At 53.2% G+C, this 20,258-nt stretch carries 19 protein-coding genes; 13 read left to right on the top strand and 6 right to left on the bottom strand.

Features of this window, described 5'->3' with window-relative positions; all coding sequences use genetic code 11:
- Nucleotides 1-31: 31 nt before the first annotated feature.
- From ACZF99_RS25870 to ACZF99_RS25835, 8 genes are all read left to right on the top strand, one after another.
- Entirely contained in the window at nucleotides 32-871 is an 840-nt protein-coding gene (locus tag ACZF99_RS25870; protein WP_483607737.1) for a carbohydrate ABC transporter permease, read from the top strand.
- Between the two features lie 35 nt (nucleotides 872-906).
- Nucleotides 907-1,158: a NifU family protein gene (locus tag ACZF99_RS25865; RefSeq protein ID WP_483607736.1), complete on the top strand. Its 252-nt coding sequence runs from the start codon at nucleotides 907-909 to the stop codon at nucleotides 1,156-1,158.
- A 15-nt stretch (nucleotides 1,159-1,173) separates the two neighbouring features.
- Nucleotides 1,174-4,287, top strand: coding sequence for an alpha-mannosidase (locus ACZF99_RS25860; protein ID WP_483607735.1), 3,114 nt, complete (start codon nucleotides 1,174-1,176; stop codon nucleotides 4,285-4,287).
- A 194-nt stretch (nucleotides 4,288-4,481) separates the two neighbouring features.
- Nucleotides 4,482-5,276, top strand: coding sequence for a MurR/RpiR family transcriptional regulator (locus ACZF99_RS25855; protein WP_483607734.1), 795 nt, complete (start codon nucleotides 4,482-4,484; stop codon nucleotides 5,274-5,276).
- Nucleotides 5,277-5,291: 15 nt separating this feature from the next.
- Nucleotides 5,292-6,089, top strand: coding sequence for a MurR/RpiR family transcriptional regulator (locus ACZF99_RS25850; RefSeq protein ID WP_483607733.1), 798 nt, complete (start codon nucleotides 5,292-5,294; stop codon nucleotides 6,087-6,089).
- Between the two features lie 314 nt (nucleotides 6,090-6,403).
- Nucleotides 6,404-8,332, top strand: coding sequence for an FAD-dependent oxidoreductase (locus ACZF99_RS25845; RefSeq protein WP_483607732.1), 1,929 nt, complete (start codon nucleotides 6,404-6,406; stop codon nucleotides 8,330-8,332).
- Nucleotides 8,333-8,570: 238 nt separating this feature from the next.
- Nucleotides 8,571-9,473 (top strand): methyl-accepting chemotaxis protein, encoded by a 903-nt coding sequence (locus ACZF99_RS25840; RefSeq protein ID WP_483607731.1) that lies wholly within the window; start codon nucleotides 8,571-8,573, stop codon nucleotides 9,471-9,473.
- A gap of 238 nt (nucleotides 9,474-9,711) precedes the next feature.
- Entirely contained in the window at nucleotides 9,712-10,554 is an 843-nt protein-coding gene (locus ACZF99_RS25835; RefSeq protein WP_483607730.1) for a sugar phosphate isomerase/epimerase family protein, read from the top strand.
- On the opposite strand, the gene ACZF99_RS25830 is transcribed toward ACZF99_RS25835, so the two are convergent.
- The 4 genes from ACZF99_RS25830 to ACZF99_RS25815 are packed head-to-tail and all read right to left on the bottom strand — an operon-like array spanning nucleotide 10,538 to nucleotide 14,512.
- Nucleotides 10,538-11,365 carry an ABC transporter ATP-binding protein gene (locus ACZF99_RS25830; protein WP_483607729.1) on the bottom strand — a complete coding sequence of 276 codons (828 nt, stop codon included), beginning with the start codon at nucleotides 11,363-11,365 and terminating at the stop codon, nucleotides 10,538-10,540. The genes ACZF99_RS25835 and ACZF99_RS25830 overlap by 17 nt on opposite strands.
- Complete coding sequence (locus tag ACZF99_RS25825) at nucleotides 11,365-12,396, bottom strand: FecCD family ABC transporter permease (protein WP_483607728.1); 1,032 nt, start codon at nucleotides 12,394-12,396, stop codon at nucleotides 11,365-11,367. The genes ACZF99_RS25830 and ACZF99_RS25825 overlap by 1 nt, the downstream gene beginning before the upstream one ends.
- Nucleotides 12,393-13,430 carry a FecCD family ABC transporter permease gene (locus ACZF99_RS25820; protein WP_483607727.1) on the bottom strand — a complete coding sequence of 346 codons (1,038 nt, stop codon included), beginning with the start codon at nucleotides 13,428-13,430 and terminating at the stop codon, nucleotides 12,393-12,395. Before ACZF99_RS25820 ends, ACZF99_RS25825 begins: the two co-directional genes overlap by 4 nt.
- A complete protein-coding gene (locus tag ACZF99_RS25815) occupies nucleotides 13,427-14,512 on the bottom strand; it encodes an iron-siderophore ABC transporter substrate-binding protein (protein ID WP_483607726.1) in 1,086 nt (361 codons plus the stop codon). The genes ACZF99_RS25820 and ACZF99_RS25815 overlap by 4 nt, the downstream gene beginning before the upstream one ends.
- Before the next feature lie 223 nt (nucleotides 14,513-14,735).
- Between ACZF99_RS25815 and ACZF99_RS25810 the strand changes: the two genes are divergently transcribed.
- The gene (locus ACZF99_RS25810) at nucleotides 14,736-15,530 is read left to right on the top strand and encodes an AAC(3) family N-acetyltransferase (RefSeq protein ID WP_483607725.1); all 795 of its coding nucleotides are present in this window, start codon (nucleotides 14,736-14,738) and stop codon (nucleotides 15,528-15,530) included.
- Nucleotides 15,531-15,549: 19 nt separating this feature from the next.
- Nucleotides 15,550-16,467, top strand: a complete 918-nt coding sequence (hprK, locus tag ACZF99_RS25805) for an HPr(Ser) kinase/phosphatase (protein ID WP_483607724.1) — start codon at nucleotides 15,550-15,552, stop codon at nucleotides 16,465-16,467.
- Between the two features lie 97 nt (nucleotides 16,468-16,564).
- Here the strand turns inward: hprK and ACZF99_RS25800 are convergent, their stop codons facing one another.
- Both ACZF99_RS25800 and ACZF99_RS25795 read right to left on the bottom strand, forming a co-directional pair.
- Nucleotides 16,565-17,083 carry a ClbS/DfsB family four-helix bundle protein gene (locus tag ACZF99_RS25800; RefSeq protein WP_483607723.1) on the bottom strand — a complete coding sequence of 173 codons (519 nt, stop codon included), beginning with the start codon at nucleotides 17,081-17,083 and terminating at the stop codon, nucleotides 16,565-16,567.
- A 536-nt stretch (nucleotides 17,084-17,619) separates the two neighbouring features.
- Complete coding sequence (locus ACZF99_RS25795; RefSeq protein WP_483607722.1) at nucleotides 17,620-18,276, bottom strand: hypothetical protein; 657 nt, start codon at nucleotides 18,274-18,276, stop codon at nucleotides 17,620-17,622.
- A gap of 258 nt (nucleotides 18,277-18,534) precedes the next feature.
- Between ACZF99_RS25795 and ACZF99_RS25790 the strand changes: the two genes are divergently transcribed.
- From ACZF99_RS25790 to ACZF99_RS25780, 3 genes are read left to right on the top strand one after another with little or no spacing between them, the layout of a single operon-like run.
- Nucleotides 18,535-19,149 carry a TetR/AcrR family transcriptional regulator gene (locus ACZF99_RS25790; RefSeq protein WP_483607721.1) on the top strand — a complete coding sequence of 205 codons (615 nt, stop codon included), beginning with the start codon at nucleotides 18,535-18,537 and terminating at the stop codon, nucleotides 19,147-19,149.
- Nucleotides 19,150-19,155: 6 nt separating this feature from the next.
- Complete coding sequence (locus ACZF99_RS25785; protein WP_483607720.1) at nucleotides 19,156-19,617, top strand: DUF2269 family protein; 462 nt, start codon at nucleotides 19,156-19,158, stop codon at nucleotides 19,615-19,617.
- Nucleotides 19,618-19,660: 43 nt separating this feature from the next.
- Nucleotides 19,661-20,173 (top strand): DoxX family protein, encoded by a 513-nt coding sequence (locus ACZF99_RS25780; RefSeq protein ID WP_483607719.1) that lies wholly within the window; start codon nucleotides 19,661-19,663, stop codon nucleotides 20,171-20,173.
- Nucleotides 20,174-20,258 lie beyond the last annotated feature (85 nt).

Raw genomic sequence — 20,258 nt, 5'->3', positions numbered from 1 at the left:
GTACACACGGTCTATGTTAGGAGATTGAATAATGAACAAGAGCGCTAAAATCAAAGCTTCGATCGGGTTGTACCTGGCGTATATCCTGATCTCTATCTTCTTCTTGCTTCCGTTCCTTTGGCTCGTATCCTTGTCGTTCAAGACGGTGCCGGAGCTGTTCGCCGCTCCTCCCAAGCTGCTGCCGAATCAGTTCAATTTCGACAATTACAAATACGTCCTCTGGAAGACGGATATTTTCGGTTATTTGAAAAACTCGCTGCTGATTGTTTTGGCTACGGTAATCGGCACTTTGCTTCTGTGCTTGCCCGCAGCTTACGCTTTTTCCAGATTCGACTACAGGGGCAAAAAAGCGACCATGCTGGCCGTTTTGTTCTTTCAGATGATTTCGCCCTTGATCGTGGTGATTCCGCTCTATAAATATTTGAGCCGTTTGGGGCTGTTGAATAACTACGCCAGCCTGATTTTCGTTTACATCGCCGTCGCGCTTCCTTTTGCCGTATGGTCCATCAAGGGCTATGTCGATACGGTTCCGAAGGAGCTGGACGAAGCGGCCGCGATCGACGGATGCAACAGATTTCAAACGATGTGCATGGCCATTCTTCCGTTGGTCGTTCCCGGCATCGTGTCCGTGGTGATTTTGGTCGTGGTAAAAAGCTGGGCCCAGTTTATCGTACCGTTCATCCTGTTGAACGACTCCCGCATGTATCCGATCTCGGTGGGGTTGGTTAACCTGCAATCCACCGCGGATTCCATTACGACCCATTATTTGGCGGCCGCCGCGGTGATCGGTATTTTCCCGACGTTGATCATTTTTGTCATTTTACAGAGATTCATCGTTTCGGCGATGACGGCCGGTGCGGTCAAAGGATAAGGAGACAAGCTAACGATGGGGGAGGAAGAGGCGTTATGGAACTGGCCAAACAGATCGAAGACATCATTATGAACGAAATCCGTCCCAAAACTCGGGTGGACGGCGGAGATATCATTTTTGAAGGTTTTGAAGACGGCACGATTATTTTGGGCGCTTACGGAGATTGTGCCGCCTGTCCATGCTGTGATCCGGAATTGAACGAGTGGATCCGGGAGCGGGTATCCAAGCGGTTTCATACCGACTTTCGCGTGAAAATCAACAAACACATTCCTTACTACGCTAGATAGAACGGAGGATACGCAGTGGCACACATCGCGGTAGAGCGCAGAAGCGTCACGATGCAAAAATGGTCCAAGCTCGTTTTCGAGCAGGTGGATCAAAGAATTTTCAAGGAAATGCATCCCTTGGACAACTGGCAGGTACGCAACGGCGAATATCATCCGGAGGCTTACGTATGGGAGGACGAGTTCCATCCGATTCGGGAAGGGGACAAATGGGGCGGACCCGATGTTACCTGCATGTTCAAATGCGAATTTACGATTCCCGAGGCTCTGGACGGCAAAAAAGTGTATCTGTACATGTACACGGCGACGGAGGTAATCATCCAGGACAACGGGCGTTACGTGGACGGGCTGGACCCGAACCGCAGCTGGTGCGCGTTTCTGGAGCGGGCCAAGGCCGGCGAACGGCATGAAATGATCCTCGAGTGCTACACCCGCTCCAAGCCCGATGACGACCGGGGGGTCGCCAGAAATCTGAAGGGTTGCATTCAGACGTTCAAACGTCCGTGCCTGGTCGTGATCGATGAAGAAATGCTGGGTCTGAAATACGACCTGGACATGCTTTACCAGAGCGCCTATGCCGATTATATGGAAGAGGGCGCCAAGTCGTTCTACGCCAGTCACGTGGAGAAAATCCTGAAATTGTTCCCGTTCTTCGAGAGCGGCGACGACGAGGAATTCAGACGGGCCGCGCCGGCTATCCGGGAATACATCCAGCGCAACGTTTTTGAGCCAAGCGCACGCTTCGGCAAGAACGGCAAGCTGGCTTGCGTAGCCCATTCTCATCTTGATCTGGCGTATCACTGGACGATGGGGCAGACGATTCAGAAGAACGCCCGAACCGTTCTGATTCAATTGCGTCTGATGGACCGCTATCCGGAATTCAAGTATTCCCATACCCAGGCCTGGGCTTACGAGATGCTGCAGAAGTATTATCCGCCGCTCTTTGAGGAAGTCAAACGGCGCGTGGCCGAAGGGCGTTGGGAGATCGTCGGCGCAATGTACGTCGAGCCGGATTGCAATCTGGTCAATGCGGAGAGCCTGGCGCGGCAAATTATGTACGGCAAGCAGTATTTTCTGAAGGAATTTGGCGTGGACGTCGATATCGCCTGGCTGCCTGACGTATTCGGCAACAGCGCAATCATGCCGCAAATTTTGAAGCAGGGCGGCGTGAATTACTTCGTCTCCAACAAAATGTCGACCTGGAACGATACGAATACGTTCCCGCACAACAATTTTCTGTGGCGGGGCCTGGACGGGACGGAAGTCAGCGCCTGCGTGCCTCCGGTGCACTTCAACAGCTGGATGGACCCGAATCAGTTGATCGGAAGCTGGGAAGCGTTCCAGGACAAGTCCTATTGCGACGAATCCCTGCAAATGTTCGGTTACGGCGACGGCGGCAGCGGCATCACCAACGAAATGATGGAATATTATTTCCGCGAGCAGCAGATGGGCGGCATCCCGCAGATGCGCCTGACGACCGGCAAGGACTATTTGGACACCGTCTTTGCGGACACCTCCGAATTCCCGGTATGGGACGGCGATTTGTATCTGGAAATGCATCGGGGTACGTTTACTACGAAAGGCGAGTTGAAGCGGTTTAACCGCAAAGGGGAATTCCTGGCGCAGCAAACGGAAGCCGTCTCGACCCTCGCCGCGCTGCTGACGGACCGCATCGTTGTGACTCAGGAAGAATTATCGGTGCCTTGGAAGAAGCTCTTGTTCAACCAATTCCATGACATTCTGCCGGGCAGCCACACGCATCCCGTAGGCATCGACGCGGTTCGGACCTATCGGGAGATGAACGAGGAGTTCCACGCCTTGAACGTCAAAGCGCTGGATACCCTTACGAAACCGGACAGCGGCAAGTTCGTGGCGGTGAATGCCTTCTCCGACAAACAGACGGTTTCCTATTTCGATCAGCCGGTAACCGTGCCGTCCGTGGTAGATCGGGACAATCGAGTCTATCCGGTGCAAAAGCAGGTCACGGTCGAAGGCGGCGAACGGTATTGCGTCGAGCTTGATTTGGATGGGTTCAGCCTGGGCGAATATCAAGCGTCCGACGTCGTGATGAACAAGCCGGCCGATTTGAAGGTTTCTGCCGAATGCCTTGAAAATGCCTGGGTATCCGTTCGTTTCGATGCCGAAGGCAATATCGTGGAAATGTTCGACAAAGTCCGCCAGATCCAGGTCAACGCGCCGGGAGCGCTGTTGAACCAGTGGCAATTGTTCGAGGACTGCCCGGGGCTGTACAATGCCTGGGATATCGTAAAAACTTACAAAAACCATCAAATCAATTATGACGGATGGACGAACATTACGGTCGTCGAAGACGGCCCGATCTCCGCGGCGATCCGCATGGAGAAATCGTTCAGCCACAGCCGTGCCGTCCAAATCGTCCGGCTTTATGCCAACAGCCCTCGCGTCGATTTCGAAACCTGGGTGGACTGGCAGGAGAAGGAGAGACTGCTCAAAGTGGCGTTCCCTGTGAACGTCAAGGCGAGAACGTACTCGACCGATACGTCGGCGGGCGTGCTGGAACGGATGAATAACAAGAACACGACTTGGGAGCAGGCGCGTTTCGAAGTGCCTTGTCACAAATGGGTGGACCTGTCGGAAGGCCTGTTCGGCGTATCCGTCCTGAACGATTGCAAATACGGCTGCGACGTGGAGGAGAACGTCATTCGCCTCAGTTTGCTGAAGGCCCCGATTCGTCCCGACCGGACAAGCGATCGGGGGACGCATGTGTTCACGTACTCCATCTATCCGCACGGGCCAAGCGGCATCGCCGAAGGTCTGGTGGAAAGCGCCTATCAGCTCAACCGGCCCGCGCCGGTGTATTCCGGCCGCAAGCTGACCGTCGCCGAAGGCGCCTTGCTGAAGAACAGCGCGTCGGCGCTGAAAGTTCAGGCCTTCAAGCTGGCCGAGGATGGCAGCGACGACCTCATTCTCCGCTTGGCGGAAGTGTACGGCTCGCGCGGAACGGCCCGGATTCAACTGCCGTTTGCGATTGAATCGGCACATGTGTGCGATTTGATGGAGAAGGCGGGAACGCCGGTACCTTTTGACAAGGATACCCTGGAGCTGGCTTATGCCCCCAACCAAATCATTAGCGTGCGGGTAACGCGGAAATAAAGCGCGCCCATGGAGAACTAAACCTGTTGCTTCTTGCTGAAGCAACAGGTTTTTCTTTTTTGGATTGCAATCCGCAACAAGCAGGATTAGCAGAACTAGGCTGCAGAGAGACAGATATTTTGCCTATTAGAACGCACTTAACATCCTAGGCCTAGCAAACCCGGTATAATTTACGGTATAAAGGGGGAGCAGACATGTTTACGATTCAACAAATCAAGTCATTCAATCCCATGGAGATGGAACTGTACGATTATATTCTGAGTCATCAAGAAAAAGTGACCTACATGACGATTCGTGAATTGGCGGCAGAGGTGGGGACTTCTTCGACAAGCATCCTCCGATTTTGCCAAAAAATCGGCTGCGACGGTTTTATGGAATTCAAAGTTCGTTATAAACAATATTTGGAACATGCGGAGGTCAAAATATCGTATGCCGACGACAAGGTGAGCATATTCGAGGATTTCTTGGCTAAAGTGAAGACGCCGCCATTCACGGAAAGAGTGGACAAAGCCGTCAAGTTATTAAAATTGAAGGACAAATTGTTTTGCATTGGCGTTGGCCCGACCGGGAGCATTGCGGCTTACGCTTCGGCCTACTTTTCGGCGAACGGCTGCTTTTCCGTTTATTTGGACGATCATTTTCTTTCCCAAGCCCGGCGTCTGTCCGAGGATAACTATATGATCTTTTGCGTTAGCGGAGAATCCAAAGAGACCGAACAAATCATGCGTAGAATCCATGAGGATGGCGGGCACACCCTCTTAATTACGAATAGTGTAAACTGCCCCCTGGCCCAATTCGCCGATGCCGTCATTCCTTATAATTTGTATTACGCAAAGAGCATACAGGAAACGGCATGGCAGAAACCGGACAGCCCCCCCTCGGTTCTTGACGTTCTTTCGACCCAACTGCCAACGGTATATGTCATTGAATTGATCGCCAAGGCTTTGAGGCAAAGGCTTGATTCCTCGGCCGATCCGCTAATGGAATAGGGGGACTGGATAACGATGCTGGCTACGAAGGATTTAAGGTATCTCAATGAGATTGAAATGGAGATTTATCGCTACACACAGAATCATATGGACCTCATTCCGTACATGACGATCCGGGAATTTGCCGCTTTGGTGCATTCTTCCCCTCCCAGTATTCTGAGGTTTTGCCGCAAGCTGGACTACCGCGGGTTTACGGATTTCAAAGCCGCTTGCAAACAAGAGCTTGAACGGGCGCAAACGCTGGATTATTCGGATGATAGTACTGTATTGTTTAGGGATTTTCTTGCGAAAGTGCACACATCCGGCTATCAGGAGAAGTTGAAGGAGGCGGCCGGCTCCTTAGGAGCTTTTGATCGAATCATCTGTATAGGGGATGGAATTTCCGGAAGCATTGCCTATTATGCGGCCATGTATTTTACGGCTTCCGGTTCGAATGCGCTGTATGCGGACAGCCGGTATGTCCAGGCCCTGCGCGATTTCACGAAGGATGCCTATGTGCTGATCAGTGTGAGCGGCGAATCGGAGCCCATCGTTGATCTGGCTTGTAAAATACGCAAAAGTCAGGGAAGCTGTTTGACGATTACCCCTAGCGCCCACTCCACATTGGCTAAGCTGAGCCGGTGGAATCTGCCGTATCGCAGTTATTACGCGCACCCAGTTAACAACCAGCACAAAGCGATGAAACGAACGGACGAGAGCCGCGGCCGGGCGGCGGTGGAGGAAGAGGCCATGTCCTCGCAGTTACCGGTGGTTTTTCTCGTTGAAACGCTGGCAAGCCTCATGGATGCATGGAGAATGAACGGGAAATCGTAACATTTGTTTCAGCTGTGTAACAAAATTTATAAAAACGGAACAGGCGAGAAAAGGGAGACACTCCTATTATTTATATGTGAAATAATGCACATGAGTAAAAGTGTATATGTGAAACATTGCACAATTATAGAAAACTTAACGCTGCAACTAGTAACAACTTGTTCTGCGCATGGAACGAATTCTTGAGCAAAGAATGCTGAATCCAACTTTTACAGAGGCATATTCAAAGGCCGTTTCCTGAGCTAAACTGAGTCCGAAGGTTGGCTTAGCCAAGCTTTCATTCCAAGAGAACAGGACAGGGAGGTTATCAAGAAATGGGAGTAACACGCAAGACATCTTTGAAGCTGGCACTTATGTGTTTAGCAATGGCAATGGTGCTTTCCGCATGTTTTTCGAGCAACAGTCCGGAGAAGGCGGAAAATGCATCGAACAAAGCGGAACAGGCAGAGGGCTACAAACCGGGGACCTATACGGTATCCGCTAAAGGGAATAACGGCGATGTCAAACTCGCGGTGACATTCTCGGAGGATAAAATAGAAAAGATTGAAATCGTGGAACAACATGAAACGGAGGGCCTGGGCGATGTGGCGTTGCAAAAGGTTGCTGACGAGATTCTCGCGGCCCAACATCTGAATGTCGATGCGATTTCGGGAGCATCCGTCGCTTCCCAAGCGATGATTGACGCCGTAGCTGCTGCGGTCGACCAGGCCGGCGGAGATTCCGCGGCTTTATTGACGGCGGCAAAGGAAGAGAAACAAGGCGTGGATGAGGAAATCACCACGGATATCGCCATTGTTGGCGGCGGTGCCTCAGGTACGGCCGCCGCGCTTGCCGCGTTGGAAAAAGGAAAAAAGATCGTGGTCATAGAAAAGGGCGACACGGTTGGCGGTGCCGGCCGCTACTTGGCGGAGGGCTTGCTGGCTTTTGAAAGTGACCAACAAAAGGCCGCGGGGCATAAAGAAACTGCGGTAGAAGCCTTTCAATATTTGAACAACTACACTCATTATTTGAACAACGGCGACTTGACGAGAGAAATTTCGGAACAATCGGGATCTACCATTAGCTGGCTTGCAGGATACGGCATGGATACGCAGTTGATTGCCAACACGCAGGAAGCGCATGCGGATATCCCGACGACCTATCACAAATATGTGGATCGAAACAAGGCTTATGATAATATGTATGAGCATATAACGAAAATGGGCGGTACTTATTATACCCAAACCTCGGGCAAGGAATTGATCGTGGATGACAGCGGTGCCGTCAAGGGCGTGATTTCCGAGAAAAAAGACGGCGGCAAACTTACGGTTCACGCGAACAGCGTCATCCTGGCGACGGGGGGATACGCCGGCAACGACGAAATGCTGCGGAAATACTTGAACGTCACGGATTATACGTCGATGGCGTATGCCAATAATAAAGGGGACGGCATTCAAATGGCCCTGAGTGCGGGGGCGGACGAGTTTAATATCGGCACGGTAGCGGTTCACTCCGCTTCGATCCCGAGCCGTGATCCCGAAATCTGGCAGGGCTCGGCGGGAACCTTGTTGAACCTGCCGTTAATGTGGATCAATCGCGAAGGGAAACGGTTCGTCGACGAAGGTGTCGTCTATGATTATGCTTTGATGGGGAATGCTCTATTGGCTCAAGGCGGGGAAATCTTTGTCGTGCTGGACGATGCAACCATGAAGGAACTATCGGAGAAAGGCAGCGACCTCCCCAACTCGTTCGAGCGAACCTTCATGATCGCCTTAGGCGTGGATACGGCGAATGCGACAGGCAAAGTGGCCCCGATCGCCGACCTCTATGATGCCGTGGATAAGACGATCGCTGCCGGCGCAGCGTTTAAGGCCGATACGTTGGACGATTTGGCCAAGGCGTTGGATGTTGATGCCGCAAATCTGAAGGATGCCGCCCAGCATTACAACCAGGCCGTGAAGGACGGCAAGGATTCCCGGTTTTTGAAGGATGCCAAGTTCTTGAAGTATAGTGTGGAAAAAGGACCGTTCTACGCCATTAAAGCACAACCGACCGTGGAAGACTCGATCGGCGGCCTTCGGGTCAATAGCTCCCTGCAGGTGCTTACCGATCGACTTAAACCGATTCCCGGCCTTTATGCTGTTGGCTGTGACGCGGGCGGTCTCTTTGGAGATTCCTATCCCGTCTATGAAGGCTTGTCTTTATCCTTTGCCTTCAACTCCGGGCGTCTGGCCGGATATTCGGCGGCAGAGAGCATGGAATAGGCAAGTACAAATACAGCCCCAAAGCAGCTGCAGCGTTCATTCCGGACGTGTTGCAGCTGTTTTTTTTGGCCGGCGGCGGGGAGAATCCTTGCTCCAAATGGCGGATCGGCGCGGAAGGGGCCATCAAAACGCGAGGTGTCTATTTTTTGTATAGAAGGAGCGGGTATACTAAGGCTTTAGGTTTTGCCATTCCAAGCTGCGCGCACGCGCTGGTTGTATATAGTGGGGGTTGAGAACGTTGAATGCACAAACGGTAACGAACGAGCTGCTCATGAGGGCGATGGAGAAGAATCTGGCGATGATCCGTTTTGACGTCGATCGCAAGGTGACTTATGTTAACGAGGTGTTCGCCAATGCGATGGGGTATTCAATTGAAGAAATCCTGACCCTGCGGCACCGGGATTTCTGCTTCGATACCTTTGCCGACTCGCCGGCTTATGAGCAGTTCTGGGATGATCTGCTGTCCGGACAAAGCTTTCAGGATAAGATTGAGCGAAGAAATGCCCGCGGGGAAACGGTGTGGCTGGAGGCCACTTATATGCCGGTCTACAATGAACCGGAAACCGAGATCATCGGCGTCTCCAAAATCGCGACGGATATTACGGCGCGCCAATTCACTTTGAGCGAAGTGGTCAAGGAATTGGAGACGACTTCCCAAACCTTGAACCGGAGTGCGGAAGAGGGGATCAGCCGGAGTCGGGAATTGCTGTTGAGCGTAGACCGGATCGCCGAAGTTTCGGAAGAGAACACCCTAACCTTGGAAGGACTGCAGGAGCAGGCCAAGTTGGTCCAAGGGATTGTGCATACCATTCGCGAAATCGCCGCGCAAACCCATCTGCTCGCCCTAAACGCGGCCATCGAGGCGGCCCACGCGGGCCAGCATGGCAGAGGGTTTGAGGTCGTCGCGACGGAAGTGCGGAAGCTGTCCAACGAGGTATCGGAATCCGTGGCGAAGATTCAAGGCACGATCGGCGGTATCACCAAGGAGATCACCGAGATTTCCGAAGGCACCGGGCGCGTCCAGTCCTCCATCGCGGAGAGCCAGCAACAGATCCGGGTGACGATGGAAGACTTCAACGATATTTTTTCTATTGCGCAAAGGTTGGACGAACAAGCGCGCAACGTGGCCGATAATATTTGAACACGGACTTCGGCCCGAAATCCTGATTCAACCACGGCCAGAGCATGGCCAATCAAGAGACGACAAGAGGCGGATTCCTTCTTCAAGGGGGAGAGCCGTCTCTTTTTTGCGTGGTTAGAAATGAGTGCAGACGTTCCCTTCGAGTAATTAACGGAGAGGCGGAGAGGAATTTGCTAGCATGAGGCGAATTTAACTTATATAACGAGTACCGGATGAGCAAACAAAGGAGGAGAGTTTGATGTCGGTTGGGATTTTGGCGCATTTGCTCGGGAAACGGCCCTTTCGGGAGCTGGCGGCGAAGGTGGCCGCATTTGATTTTCCGTATGTGCAGTTGGCTTTGTCCAAAGCGGTTTCGGACGTGGATTTTTCGCTGGGAAAAATAAGCCCGGGCTTGGCTTGCGAGGTGGGCGGCGCATTCGCGGATCAGGGCGTGCGGATCGCCGTGCTGGGCTGCTATGCCAGCCTGATCGATTTGGATGAAGAGAGTTACCGGCATAATGTGGACCGGTTCAAGGAGCATCTGCGCCATGCGCGGTATTTCGGCGCGCCGATCGTGGCGACCGAGGTGGGGAAGCCGGCGGATGCAAGTCGTCTCCCGGAATATTGGGAGCGCCTTCATCGCGCGCTGGAAGAGCTGGTCGAGGAAGCGGAGCGCTGGGGCGTAACCATTGGCCTCGAAGCTGCTCAAGGGCACTTGATCGATTCGCCGGAGACGATGGCGCAAACCCTGGAACGCTTTCCGTCCTCCTGTGTCGGCGTCGTCATTGATCCGTGCAATTTAATGAACGCCGGTAACTTTTCCCGTCAGGACGAAGTGATTCAAACGGCTTTCGACCTGTTTGGCCCGCGCATCGTCAGCGCCCATGCCAAGGATTTGCGGCGCGGCGCGAACGGTGAGCTGTTCGAAACTGCCGCCGGGCTTGGGGAGCTGAACTATCCGCTGTTTTGGAAGCTGCTGGAGCAGTACAAACCCCGCGGCTTCGTGACGTTGGAGGCGGTGACGGAGGCGCAGTGCGCCGCTGCCGCGCAGTTTGTGCGGGAGGGGCGAGCTGCGGCGGCGAACCCTACGATTCAGGGCTAGGAACATAAGCGGCATTCAAATGATAACGCCCTTTGGGCACCACAAGCGGAGACCCCGATACGGGGTCTTTGATCACCGTGCAATCCAGTCCGAAAATCTCCTTCACCCGCTCGCTGGTAATGACCTCCTCCGGCTTGCCCTCGGCCACCAGCCTCCCTTGATGAAGGGCAAAAATATGATCCGCATACCGCGCGGACAAATTGATATCATGAAGGACCATCACAATGGTCGTTCCCTGCTGCCGGTTCAGATCGGTGAGCAGATCGAGAATCTCGACCTGATACGTAATATCCAGGAACGTGGTTGGTTCATCGAGAAACAGGATGTCGGTCTGCTGCGCCAGAGCCATCGCAATCCAGACGCGCTGACGCTGGCCCCCCGACAGTTCATCAATATGATGGTTGGCATACTCCGTGATATTCATAATCCGCATCGCCTCGGCTACGGCCTCGTAGTCCTTTTTCGTCCATCCGCCGAACAGGGATTGATGCGGGAACCTTCCCCGCCCCACAAGATCCGCGACAGTAATGCCCTCCGGAACGATGGGGGATTGCGGTAGCAGCCCGAGAATGCGGGCCAGCGGCTTCGGCGGGATTTTCGCCAGCGGTTTTCCGTCGAGCGTAATGCTGCCCGAAGCGGGTTTGATCAGCCGGGCCAGCGTCTTCAGCAGCGTAGACTTACCGCAGCCGTTGGCTCCGATCATCACGCTGATTTGATGGCTGGGAATGACCAGGTCCACCCCGTGAATGACCGTCTTGTTCTCATACCCTGCAACCAATTGTTCAGCCTGAAAAAGATGTGTCGGTTTCATTACAATTCTCCCTTTCGATTCATCCGGATCAGCAAGTAGATCAGATACGGCGCTCCGAGCAGTCCGGTAATAATGCCCACGGGGAAGCGGTACGTAAAGGCGAATTGCCCGACGAGATCCGCCGCCAACACCAAATTCACGCCAACGAAGCCTGCCGGAAGGACGTTGGAGAAGCCGGCTCCCGTCAACCTTCTCGCGATCGGTCCTGCCAGGAAAGAGACAAAGGCGATGGGCCCTGTGGTCGCGGTGGCGATCGCAAGCATGAAGACGGAGCTCAAGATCAGAAGGATCCGCGTCTTATCTGTGGCTACGCCGAGGGAGGTAGCCGATTGTTCGCCGAGTTCCAATAGATCCAGAGGTTTGCCCAGCAGGATAAGGACGGGCGCAAAAATGAGAACCGCCGCCACAAGAGGAGGCAGCTCCTGCAGTTGCGACCCGTTTAGACTTCCGGTGAGCCATCTCAGCGCAGCGGGAATATCTTGCTGCGCGCCAACGAGCAGCAGATAGGAGATCACCGCATCCAGCATGGCTTGGAGCCCAATCCCGATCAGAATGAGACGCCCGATGGAAAAGGATTTGCCTTTCGATAACAGATAGATGATCGTGACCGTAGCCAGCCCGGCAAGAACGGAAGCGACTGAAACCAGCGTTTCGCTGGCATGCAGCACAACGATGCAAAATACCGCCGCCGCGCTGGACCCCGAAGTGATGCCGATAACATTCGGGTTGGCCAAGGGGTTGCGCAGCATGGTCTGGAAGGTGTACCCGGCGATACCGAAGGCAAATCCGGCGAAAAGCCCTGCCAGCATACGCGGCAAGCGTATCGTGTTCACCGCGAAGGATACGCCCTTGAGCTGTTCTCCCAAAAGTGCGCGGATAACCTCCTTCACCGGGTAAATGGTATTTCCCAGCAGGAGCATCGCGCAGCATAGGGCAATCGCCAAAACGGCCAGAAGACAGGTGACAACCATCCAACGGCGGCGTCTTTGACGCCGGCCCGCCATAATCAATTCAAGCGCTTGATCTCTCATAATGAACGCACTTTCGCTTTCTTCGCTAATAAGATAAGGACAGGTGCCCCGATAAATGCCGTAACTACGCCGACCTCAAGCTCCCCAGGGCTGCCGATCAGCCTGCCTAGAACATCGGATACGGTTAAAATGATCGCTCCGGAAATGGCGGACATCGGGATCACCAGCCGCAGGTCAGGCCCAAGAATCAGGCGGACGAGGTGAGTCGATAGCAGGCCGATAAAACCGATCGGTCCGGCGAGCGCCGTGGTCACACCGCATAGCAGAACACCCGCAAGCGCCGCGATTAGCCGCAGGGTTCCCGTCCGAACCCCAAGTCCGGTGGCCACATCGTCTCCCAGGGCCAGCGCATTCAAGGCGGGAGCCGTCAGGAAGGCCACCAGCACACCGAGGATCAGAAACGGCAGAAATGCGCCAATGGCCCCCCAGGTCCCGGATCCGACACTCCCCACTTGCCAGAATCGGAACTGGTCCATGGCGTACGAGCGCGGGATCATGATGGCGGTGACCAGGGAGGACAACGCCGCACTTGTGGCGGCACCCGCCAAAACAAGCTTAATGGGCGTGGCTCCGCCACGCCCCATCGAACCGATCCCAAAGACGAACACCGCCGTTATGGCGGAACCGACCAAAGCCAATCCAATATATTGATTCGCGGTGCTGATGTTCAAGAACGCAATGCCGCAAACCACAAACAGGGAGGCCCCGGTGTTGACGCCCAGGATGCTCGGGTCCGCCAGCGGATTGCGGGTAACCGATTGCATGAGTGCCCCGGCTACCCCAAGCGCCGCCCCGCAGAACAAGCTGAACACGGTTCGGGAAATGCGCTTGCGTACGATATTGGCATCAAACGAATCGATATCCGGATGAAACAACCCGTCGATTAAAGCTTGTCCATTTACGGCCTTGGACCCGAGGACCAAGGAGGCGATGACGCAGACGCCGAGCAAGGCCAGACAAATCACCAGAACCGCGGTAAAATACCGCGGCAGGTGCAAGGCAGGTTGTTTGTTTTTTAGCTCGGAATGACTCATTGTACCTTATCGGCAGCGGCGCCGATTAATTTCAAGTATTCGTCGATCGTATAAGCGATCGAGAGCGGATTGGGAGTTCCGGCAGCCACGAGCGGCGTGTCGCTGTCGATGAACGCAACGGAACCTCTGGCGACCGCAGGGATTTTGCCAAGCAAAGGATCGGCTTTAATCGCTTGGTACAATTCATCGTTGCCATATCCCACAATCAGGTCGGCATCGTTAAGGGCTCCGGCGTTCTCCGCGCTCAAATTCAGGGAGTAACTCGACGGATCCGTGATTTGTTGGGTTACACTTTCCGGATAGGTCATCCCCAGCTCATACAAGAAAGCAACGCGAGAGTCGACAGGCGTATAAATATGCAATTGCGACATATCTTTAGCCGAGAAGTTGACCCATACGACTTTCTTCCCTTCGATTTGCGGATATTGGCTCAGCTTCTCCTTCACCATGTCCTCGGTGTCTTTAATAAGCTGTTCCCCTTCCGCTTCCATGCCCATGCCGGTTGCATTAAGCATAACTTGCTCGCGCCAAGTGGTGGCCCAAGGGGCATTCGGGTAGGCGACCACCGGAGCGATTTGGCTCAGCGTGTCGTAGTCTTCCTGGGTGATGCCGGAGTAGGCGGCCAGAATAACGTCGGGATTCGCATCGGAAATCGCTTCAAAATCAAGTCCGTCCGTATCCTGGAACACGTTCGGATCCGTTACGCCAAGCTCCTTCAGCTTCTTCGCCGTCCAAGGCAGCAGTCCGCTGTCGTCCTGAACGCCAAAGTTCGCCGCCGAGAAGCCTACGGGAACCACCCCCAGCGCAAGAGCTACGTCATGGTTCGCCCACTGAATCGTCACGATCCGCTCCGGCTTCTTCTCAATCACGGCTTCGCCAAGCGCGTGCTTGATCACGATCGGGTATTCGGAGGTTTCCGCCAGAGCCGCCGCCGTCGTGTCGGCAGTCGTGGAGCCGTTTGCCGCAACCGAATTGGAAGCCGGCTCATTCGCCGCTGGATTCGAGGAACAGCCAACCAACGCGATGATCAGCAGAACCGGAAAAACTAGTGATTTAAATGAGAGCTTGCGAGTTGCGTTCATGTATAACCCCATCCTTTTATGTATGATGTACTTACAAAGGTTGATTTGATAATGATTCTCAATGTCATTAAATATATCGTCTCGCTTGGAGGGTGTCAATAATAAAATGGAAAAAATCGCGTCAGCAGGCCTTTTGACTTTATATCGATCTCATATTAACGTTGAAGTAGAACGACCGTTGGGGTGATTTTAGGTGCGACAATTGATGGAGGGGGAAAAGTAAATGCATACGAAAGAGAGTTTGCTAAAGCAACTGGAGGCGTTAGGCCTGGACGGTACGGGAACGGTGCTGGTCCATTCCTCCATGAAAAGTTTGGGCGAGGTCGAAGGCGGCGCGGATACGGTTTTGGATGCTTTTACTGCGTATATGGAGCAGGGATTGCTGGTGTTGCCTACGCATACCTGGTCGTACATCAATAAGGATCAACCCCGGTTCGAGGTAGAGCATTCGCCGGTCTGCGTCGGCATTCTGCCGGAGCTCTTCCGCCAAAGACCGGGGGTCGTACGCTCGTGGCATCCTACTCATTCGGTGGCCGCGTTGGGGCGGGAGGCCAAGGCGTTTACGGCGGATGACCATCTTTTCGATACGCCTTGTGCCCGAGGCTCCTCGTGGGGGAAGCTGCTGGACCGCAAAGCGACGATTTTGCTGGTTGGGGTCGATTTGAAACGCAATACCTTCATCCACGGGGTCGAGGAATGGGTGGATATCCCGGGGAGGCTCACCGACGATCATGAGATGCTGTACACGGTCACCCCGGACGGCACGGAGATTCCGGTTCCTTCCCGCAGGCATTGCGGGCTGCCTTGGTCGGAGCATTTTTGGAAAGTCGAAGAAGTTCTTGAGGATCGAGGCGCGATGCGCAAGGGGACGCTGGGAGATGCGGTGGTTAGAATCTGCGATGCCGCCGCCGTGGCGGAAGTCCTTACGGAAATGCTGAGGGAGGAGCCCGATTTGTTCTCCGATAACGAGCCGCTGAAGCACCCGGGGCGATGGATGGGAAGCCACTTGCATCATTAAATGACAGGAGGAGAACGAGATGAAGACGATCACCGTACAAAGGCTGGTGGACACGTTTCGATTGGAAGTCCTCGCGGGCGAGGAGCGCATGGATCGCGAGATTGATCGTCCCCGGGCGCATCGGCCGGGGTTGGAATTTGTGGGATACTTCGAATTCTTTCCGATGAATCGGGTACAAGTGCTCGGCCGGAAGGAAATCAACTACTTATTGACGTTAAGCGTCGAGGAACGCAAGCTGCATATCGGGAACATCGTTAAATATCACCCGCCGTGCTTTATCGTGACGTCCGGGCAGCAGGAGATTCCTTATCTGGAGCTGTACTGCGAGCAGGAGGGCATTCCGCTGCTGCGTACGGAGGAGACGGCGACGGAATTTATCGCCAAGCTCGACGGTTTCCTGGTCAAGGCGCTGGCTCCGGAGATCTCGATCCACGGGGTGTGCGTGAACGTCTCGGGGATCGGCATCCTGCTTCGCGGCAAGTCGGGAATCGGCAAGAGCGAAACGGCGCATACGCTGATCCGCAGAGGGCACCGCTTTGTCGCGGACGATATCGTGGTGCTGAAGAAGCTGAGTCCGACTACGCTGCTCGGAACCCATAACGAAACGACGCGCGAATTCCTGGCCTTGCGCAGCATCGGGCTGATTAACGTGGTGCGCCAGTACGGACGCCGGGCTTTTCAGGATGAGACGCGGATCGTATTGGATATCGAGCTGGTGCCGTGGAAGGAAAACGCCTTAAACAATGAACTGGAGACGGTGCCGCAGTTTACGGAATACTTAGGCGTCCAAATCCCGCATATCGAAATCCAGCTCCAGCCCGGCCGGGACGTTGCGGGTCTGATCGAGGCCGCCGCCAACAACTGGTACCTGAAGCAGTTGGGCTACAGCGCCGCGGAGGAGTTCATGAAGCGGATCGAGGGGGAGATGGAGCCGTAGGGGCGGATGGCTCCTATGTCTCCATCGAACCCTATCCGCTCTACATCGCGTTTTTAACGTTATGCACGGATCTTGGAGCTAGTGAGCCCCGTTAAGTTTACTTTGCCAAGCGGACTTTTTTCCATTTGCGAATTTTGCTGCGAAAAGATTTAAAGGGCGCCACGGTATTGATGTGGACCCATTTCCAAACGGGCCAGTTGGAGGGGGTCGAAGCCGCCCAATTTCTGCCTCCGGGCGCAAACAATTCTTCGTCGCTGAACCCCTCAAGCCATGGCGTCAGCTCATCGACGGTTGCCTTAAACAACTCCATGAGTTGGGACAAGGAGGGGTCCTGATACTGGTGATAGAAGCTTTGATATAAGCCACCCAACTGATTCCACTTATATCCGGGCGCAGGCGTAACGACCTCTTTGCCTTCCAACTCGTCCCGATCCCAACTCCGGATGAGGTTAATCCATCCCAGTTGATAGGCAATCATCTCCTGCGGCGTGCGGTCCACTTCCTCCAATCGCAAAGCTTTCTCCGTTTCGGGGATTCCCTCAAATTCTGCGATAAAGAGCTGAGCGGTTTTCCGAATTTCGGAAATTAGTGCATGTTTATTGGCATATCCTTGCATGGCGTTGGATTCCTCCATTGATCTTCATAAGATAGCGGGTTTGTGAAGAGAGAATTAAGGTAAGGGCAATTTTTTGGATACCCTTAAGGCTACGCGTATCGTTTCCAGTACGGAGCACATGTCCCGGAAGGAGAAATTGGATAACCTTCCATGACTCGTCTTTTGCGGTGTGGGTTGGTCATGCTGATGAAAGTGCTTGGTTGCTGGCCAGTACGCTTCCGTATGGTAAGTATCGTAATGGAACTTCCAACTGCCATTCGGGTCAGCGGGGTCATACTGCCAATCATATTCAAACCGAATCACACGAGGGGCTTCGCCTTTACGATCTTGTATGTATTCAGATGCATGAAGGGTACCCCCGCCATATTTGATTTGGATGGTTTTACGGACTTGGGGGTACCGTTCGGGTCCTTCCTTATTTCCTGCAATGATCGAACCATCAATAATATCATCAAACTCATGACGCACGTAATCCCAATCGGTGGGGACAAGGGGAGGCCGAGGCACGTGCTTCTCGACGTATTCACTATAACGGCTCATGAAAGTTCTTTCAGGCGCGCCAAGTAGAACCGCCAACGTGAGGCATCGCTTTCCTGTTCGCTAGTCAGATGTTCAGAATTAAAAGCTTCATCAAATTTCTTCCCACCGTATTTTTGTTGAAGAAATTCAATTTCATTTAGAAGCATAGCCTTTTCATCCTGATCGGCAAATGACTCATGCTTCTGCTTCTGTTGCGTGTACCTTTCTACAACTAATCCCAAGGGTTCCACGCTTCCGTCCCGATGCTGAAATGGTGTAAAGTGCGGAATTCTCGCGTGTTTGCGCGGTTGTCGTTGATATCCGATAAAGCGTCCTTCATCGATCCAGTTGTTTATTGCAGTGACGGAAACTCTAAAAATACGGGCGAGATCCGTGGTTCGATAGGTAGGGGTTCCGGCTCGGTGACTCGCCTTCTTGTCGTTAATATCCACATAGTCAACTAGTGAATCCACGACTGTCGTAATTTCGGCGTCCGAATTTGTCACGTGGGTAAGGACGGCGTAATCTCTCATTAAGCCAATGAGGCCTTTAAGAGAACCTGCGTCAATCGTGATCAATTCTTGGTCGGGTTTTTGTGCGATCTCTCGAACAAGCAGCTGGGCTTGTTTTCGAATCTCCATGGTTGTCACGAGGCTCCCCCCTTCTTGCTTCATGTATTTCCCCTCCTAGCATATCAAACTGCAAGTTAAATTACAATTAAACTGCAACTTAATCTACAAGTATTTTATGTTTCAATCTTATCCAATATGAGCCGAACCATACCCCCCAATTGTTTAGACTATCTTAAACGAGGAGCGTCTCATCTTTCTAGAGAAGTCACCCTACGGGTTAAAATAAACTATTTACAAACCAACGGTCGGTATTTATAATGAAAATACATAAAATTTGAAGGGTTGACTGGAGGATTGACTTTGAAACAGGAGGAGCGCAGACAACGGACTTTAAGACGGCTGATCGATGCGACCAAAGCGTTGCTTCAGGAAAAGGGATGCCATTCGATTACGATGCAGGACATCATGGGCAGATCCGGCCTGTCCAAAGGCGCCATTTTCCATTACGTCAACAGTAAGGATGATATCTTTGTGCTGCTTCTGCAGGAAGGGCTTGAAGAAACCAATAGACGCTTCATGAATGAGATCGAGGAAGGGCGACGGAACTTTGAGGATCCGATGCAGAAAATCAAAGACAGTATTGTCGAATACGAAAATCCGCAGAACGTGACCAACAAAGTGCTCGTGTACTTGTTCGGCAAAGAGGAAGATCCGGCGGTTGCGGAGGCCTTGAAGCAGTATTACGACCGAACCGTAATTCTATCTCGCCTTTGGATTGAAACAGGTCAGCAGCACGGCGTCATTCCCGAAACGGTTGAATCGGACAAAACAGCGGAGTTGTTCACCCTGATGACCCTCGGATTCCGACTTCGCGCAAGAATTCCGAATGTGCAAGCTTTTGTTAAAGCGCAGGACTTAACCGCGCTGATGACGGACATTTTGAACCCCGGCAAGAAACGGGAAGAGAAAGGATGAGCGGACGTGGGATTTTGGTTAACCTTGCATTTGATCGGTGTCTTCCTGATGGTTGGAAATATTGTAACGGCGGCATTTTGGAAAATTCGAGCCGATCGAACCGGGAATCCGCGAATTATGCACCATGCGGCTAAAAATGTGATGATCGCCGACTATGTTTTTACGATTCCCGGGCTTGCCCTGATCGTCCTAACCGGCGGTATGATGACGGGGAGTTTGGGCTACTCCTTGACGGGTCTGAATTGGCTGACCTTCTCTTTGAGTTTGTTTGCCGTGACCGGGCTGATTTGGCTGCTCATCCTCATTCCAATGCAGCGCCAAATGATCCGCCTGAGCGCCGACGGCATCGAGAGCGGCAGCGTCCCGGCGGACTATCATAAGGCTTCTCGGAACTGGGCGGTCTACGGCACGGTGGCTACTTTGCTGCCGCTGGGGATTCTTTATCTGATGGTCACGAAAGGTTTCTAATACCGGGGTCTGCAAAATTTGAAAATTAAAGGAGGTCTGCAACATGGAACCCCTGATCACTCTTATCGTTGTGACGCTGGCGATCCTAGCCCTGGGAGCTGCGGGAGTCAAACGTCTGCGCGCTTGGCCCGTTGCCCTTCGGGGCGGGGTTGCAGCGATGTTTGCATTGACCGGTACGGTACATTTTATTGGGATGCGGGAGGAGCTTATAAATATGGTGCCGCCCATTATGCCTTACCCGGGTTTTATTGTTACGCTCACCGGTGTGTTGGAATTGGCCGGAGCAATTGGGTTGCTGTGGCGTCCGACGGTCATCTGGGCGGCGGGGGGCCTCTCGCTTCTCCTCATTTGCATGTTCCCGGCCAATGTATATTACGCCCTTTCCGGCATGGCGACGGACGCGCACCAAGCTTTGCTTCCTCGCACGTTGATGCAAATCGTTTTTTTGTCGGCGACGCTTGCCATCATGGTATTCTACTTCCGTCATCGATCTGTGCGGCGAACACAAAAGGGGATTCGAGAGGTTATAGTTTTGCAAAAACACGATAATAAATAAAATAAAAAAGGAATCGGACGCGTCCGATTCCTTTAGGTGTAGTCCGAAGACATTCACCGCTATTCTCTATATATAATATACACTT

It is taken from the genome of Paenibacillus sp. JL3B1040, from assembly GCF_057063165.1.
The sequence above is the reverse complement of the archived record's forward strand: the minus strand, read 5'-3'. Positions and strand labels throughout refer to the sequence as shown.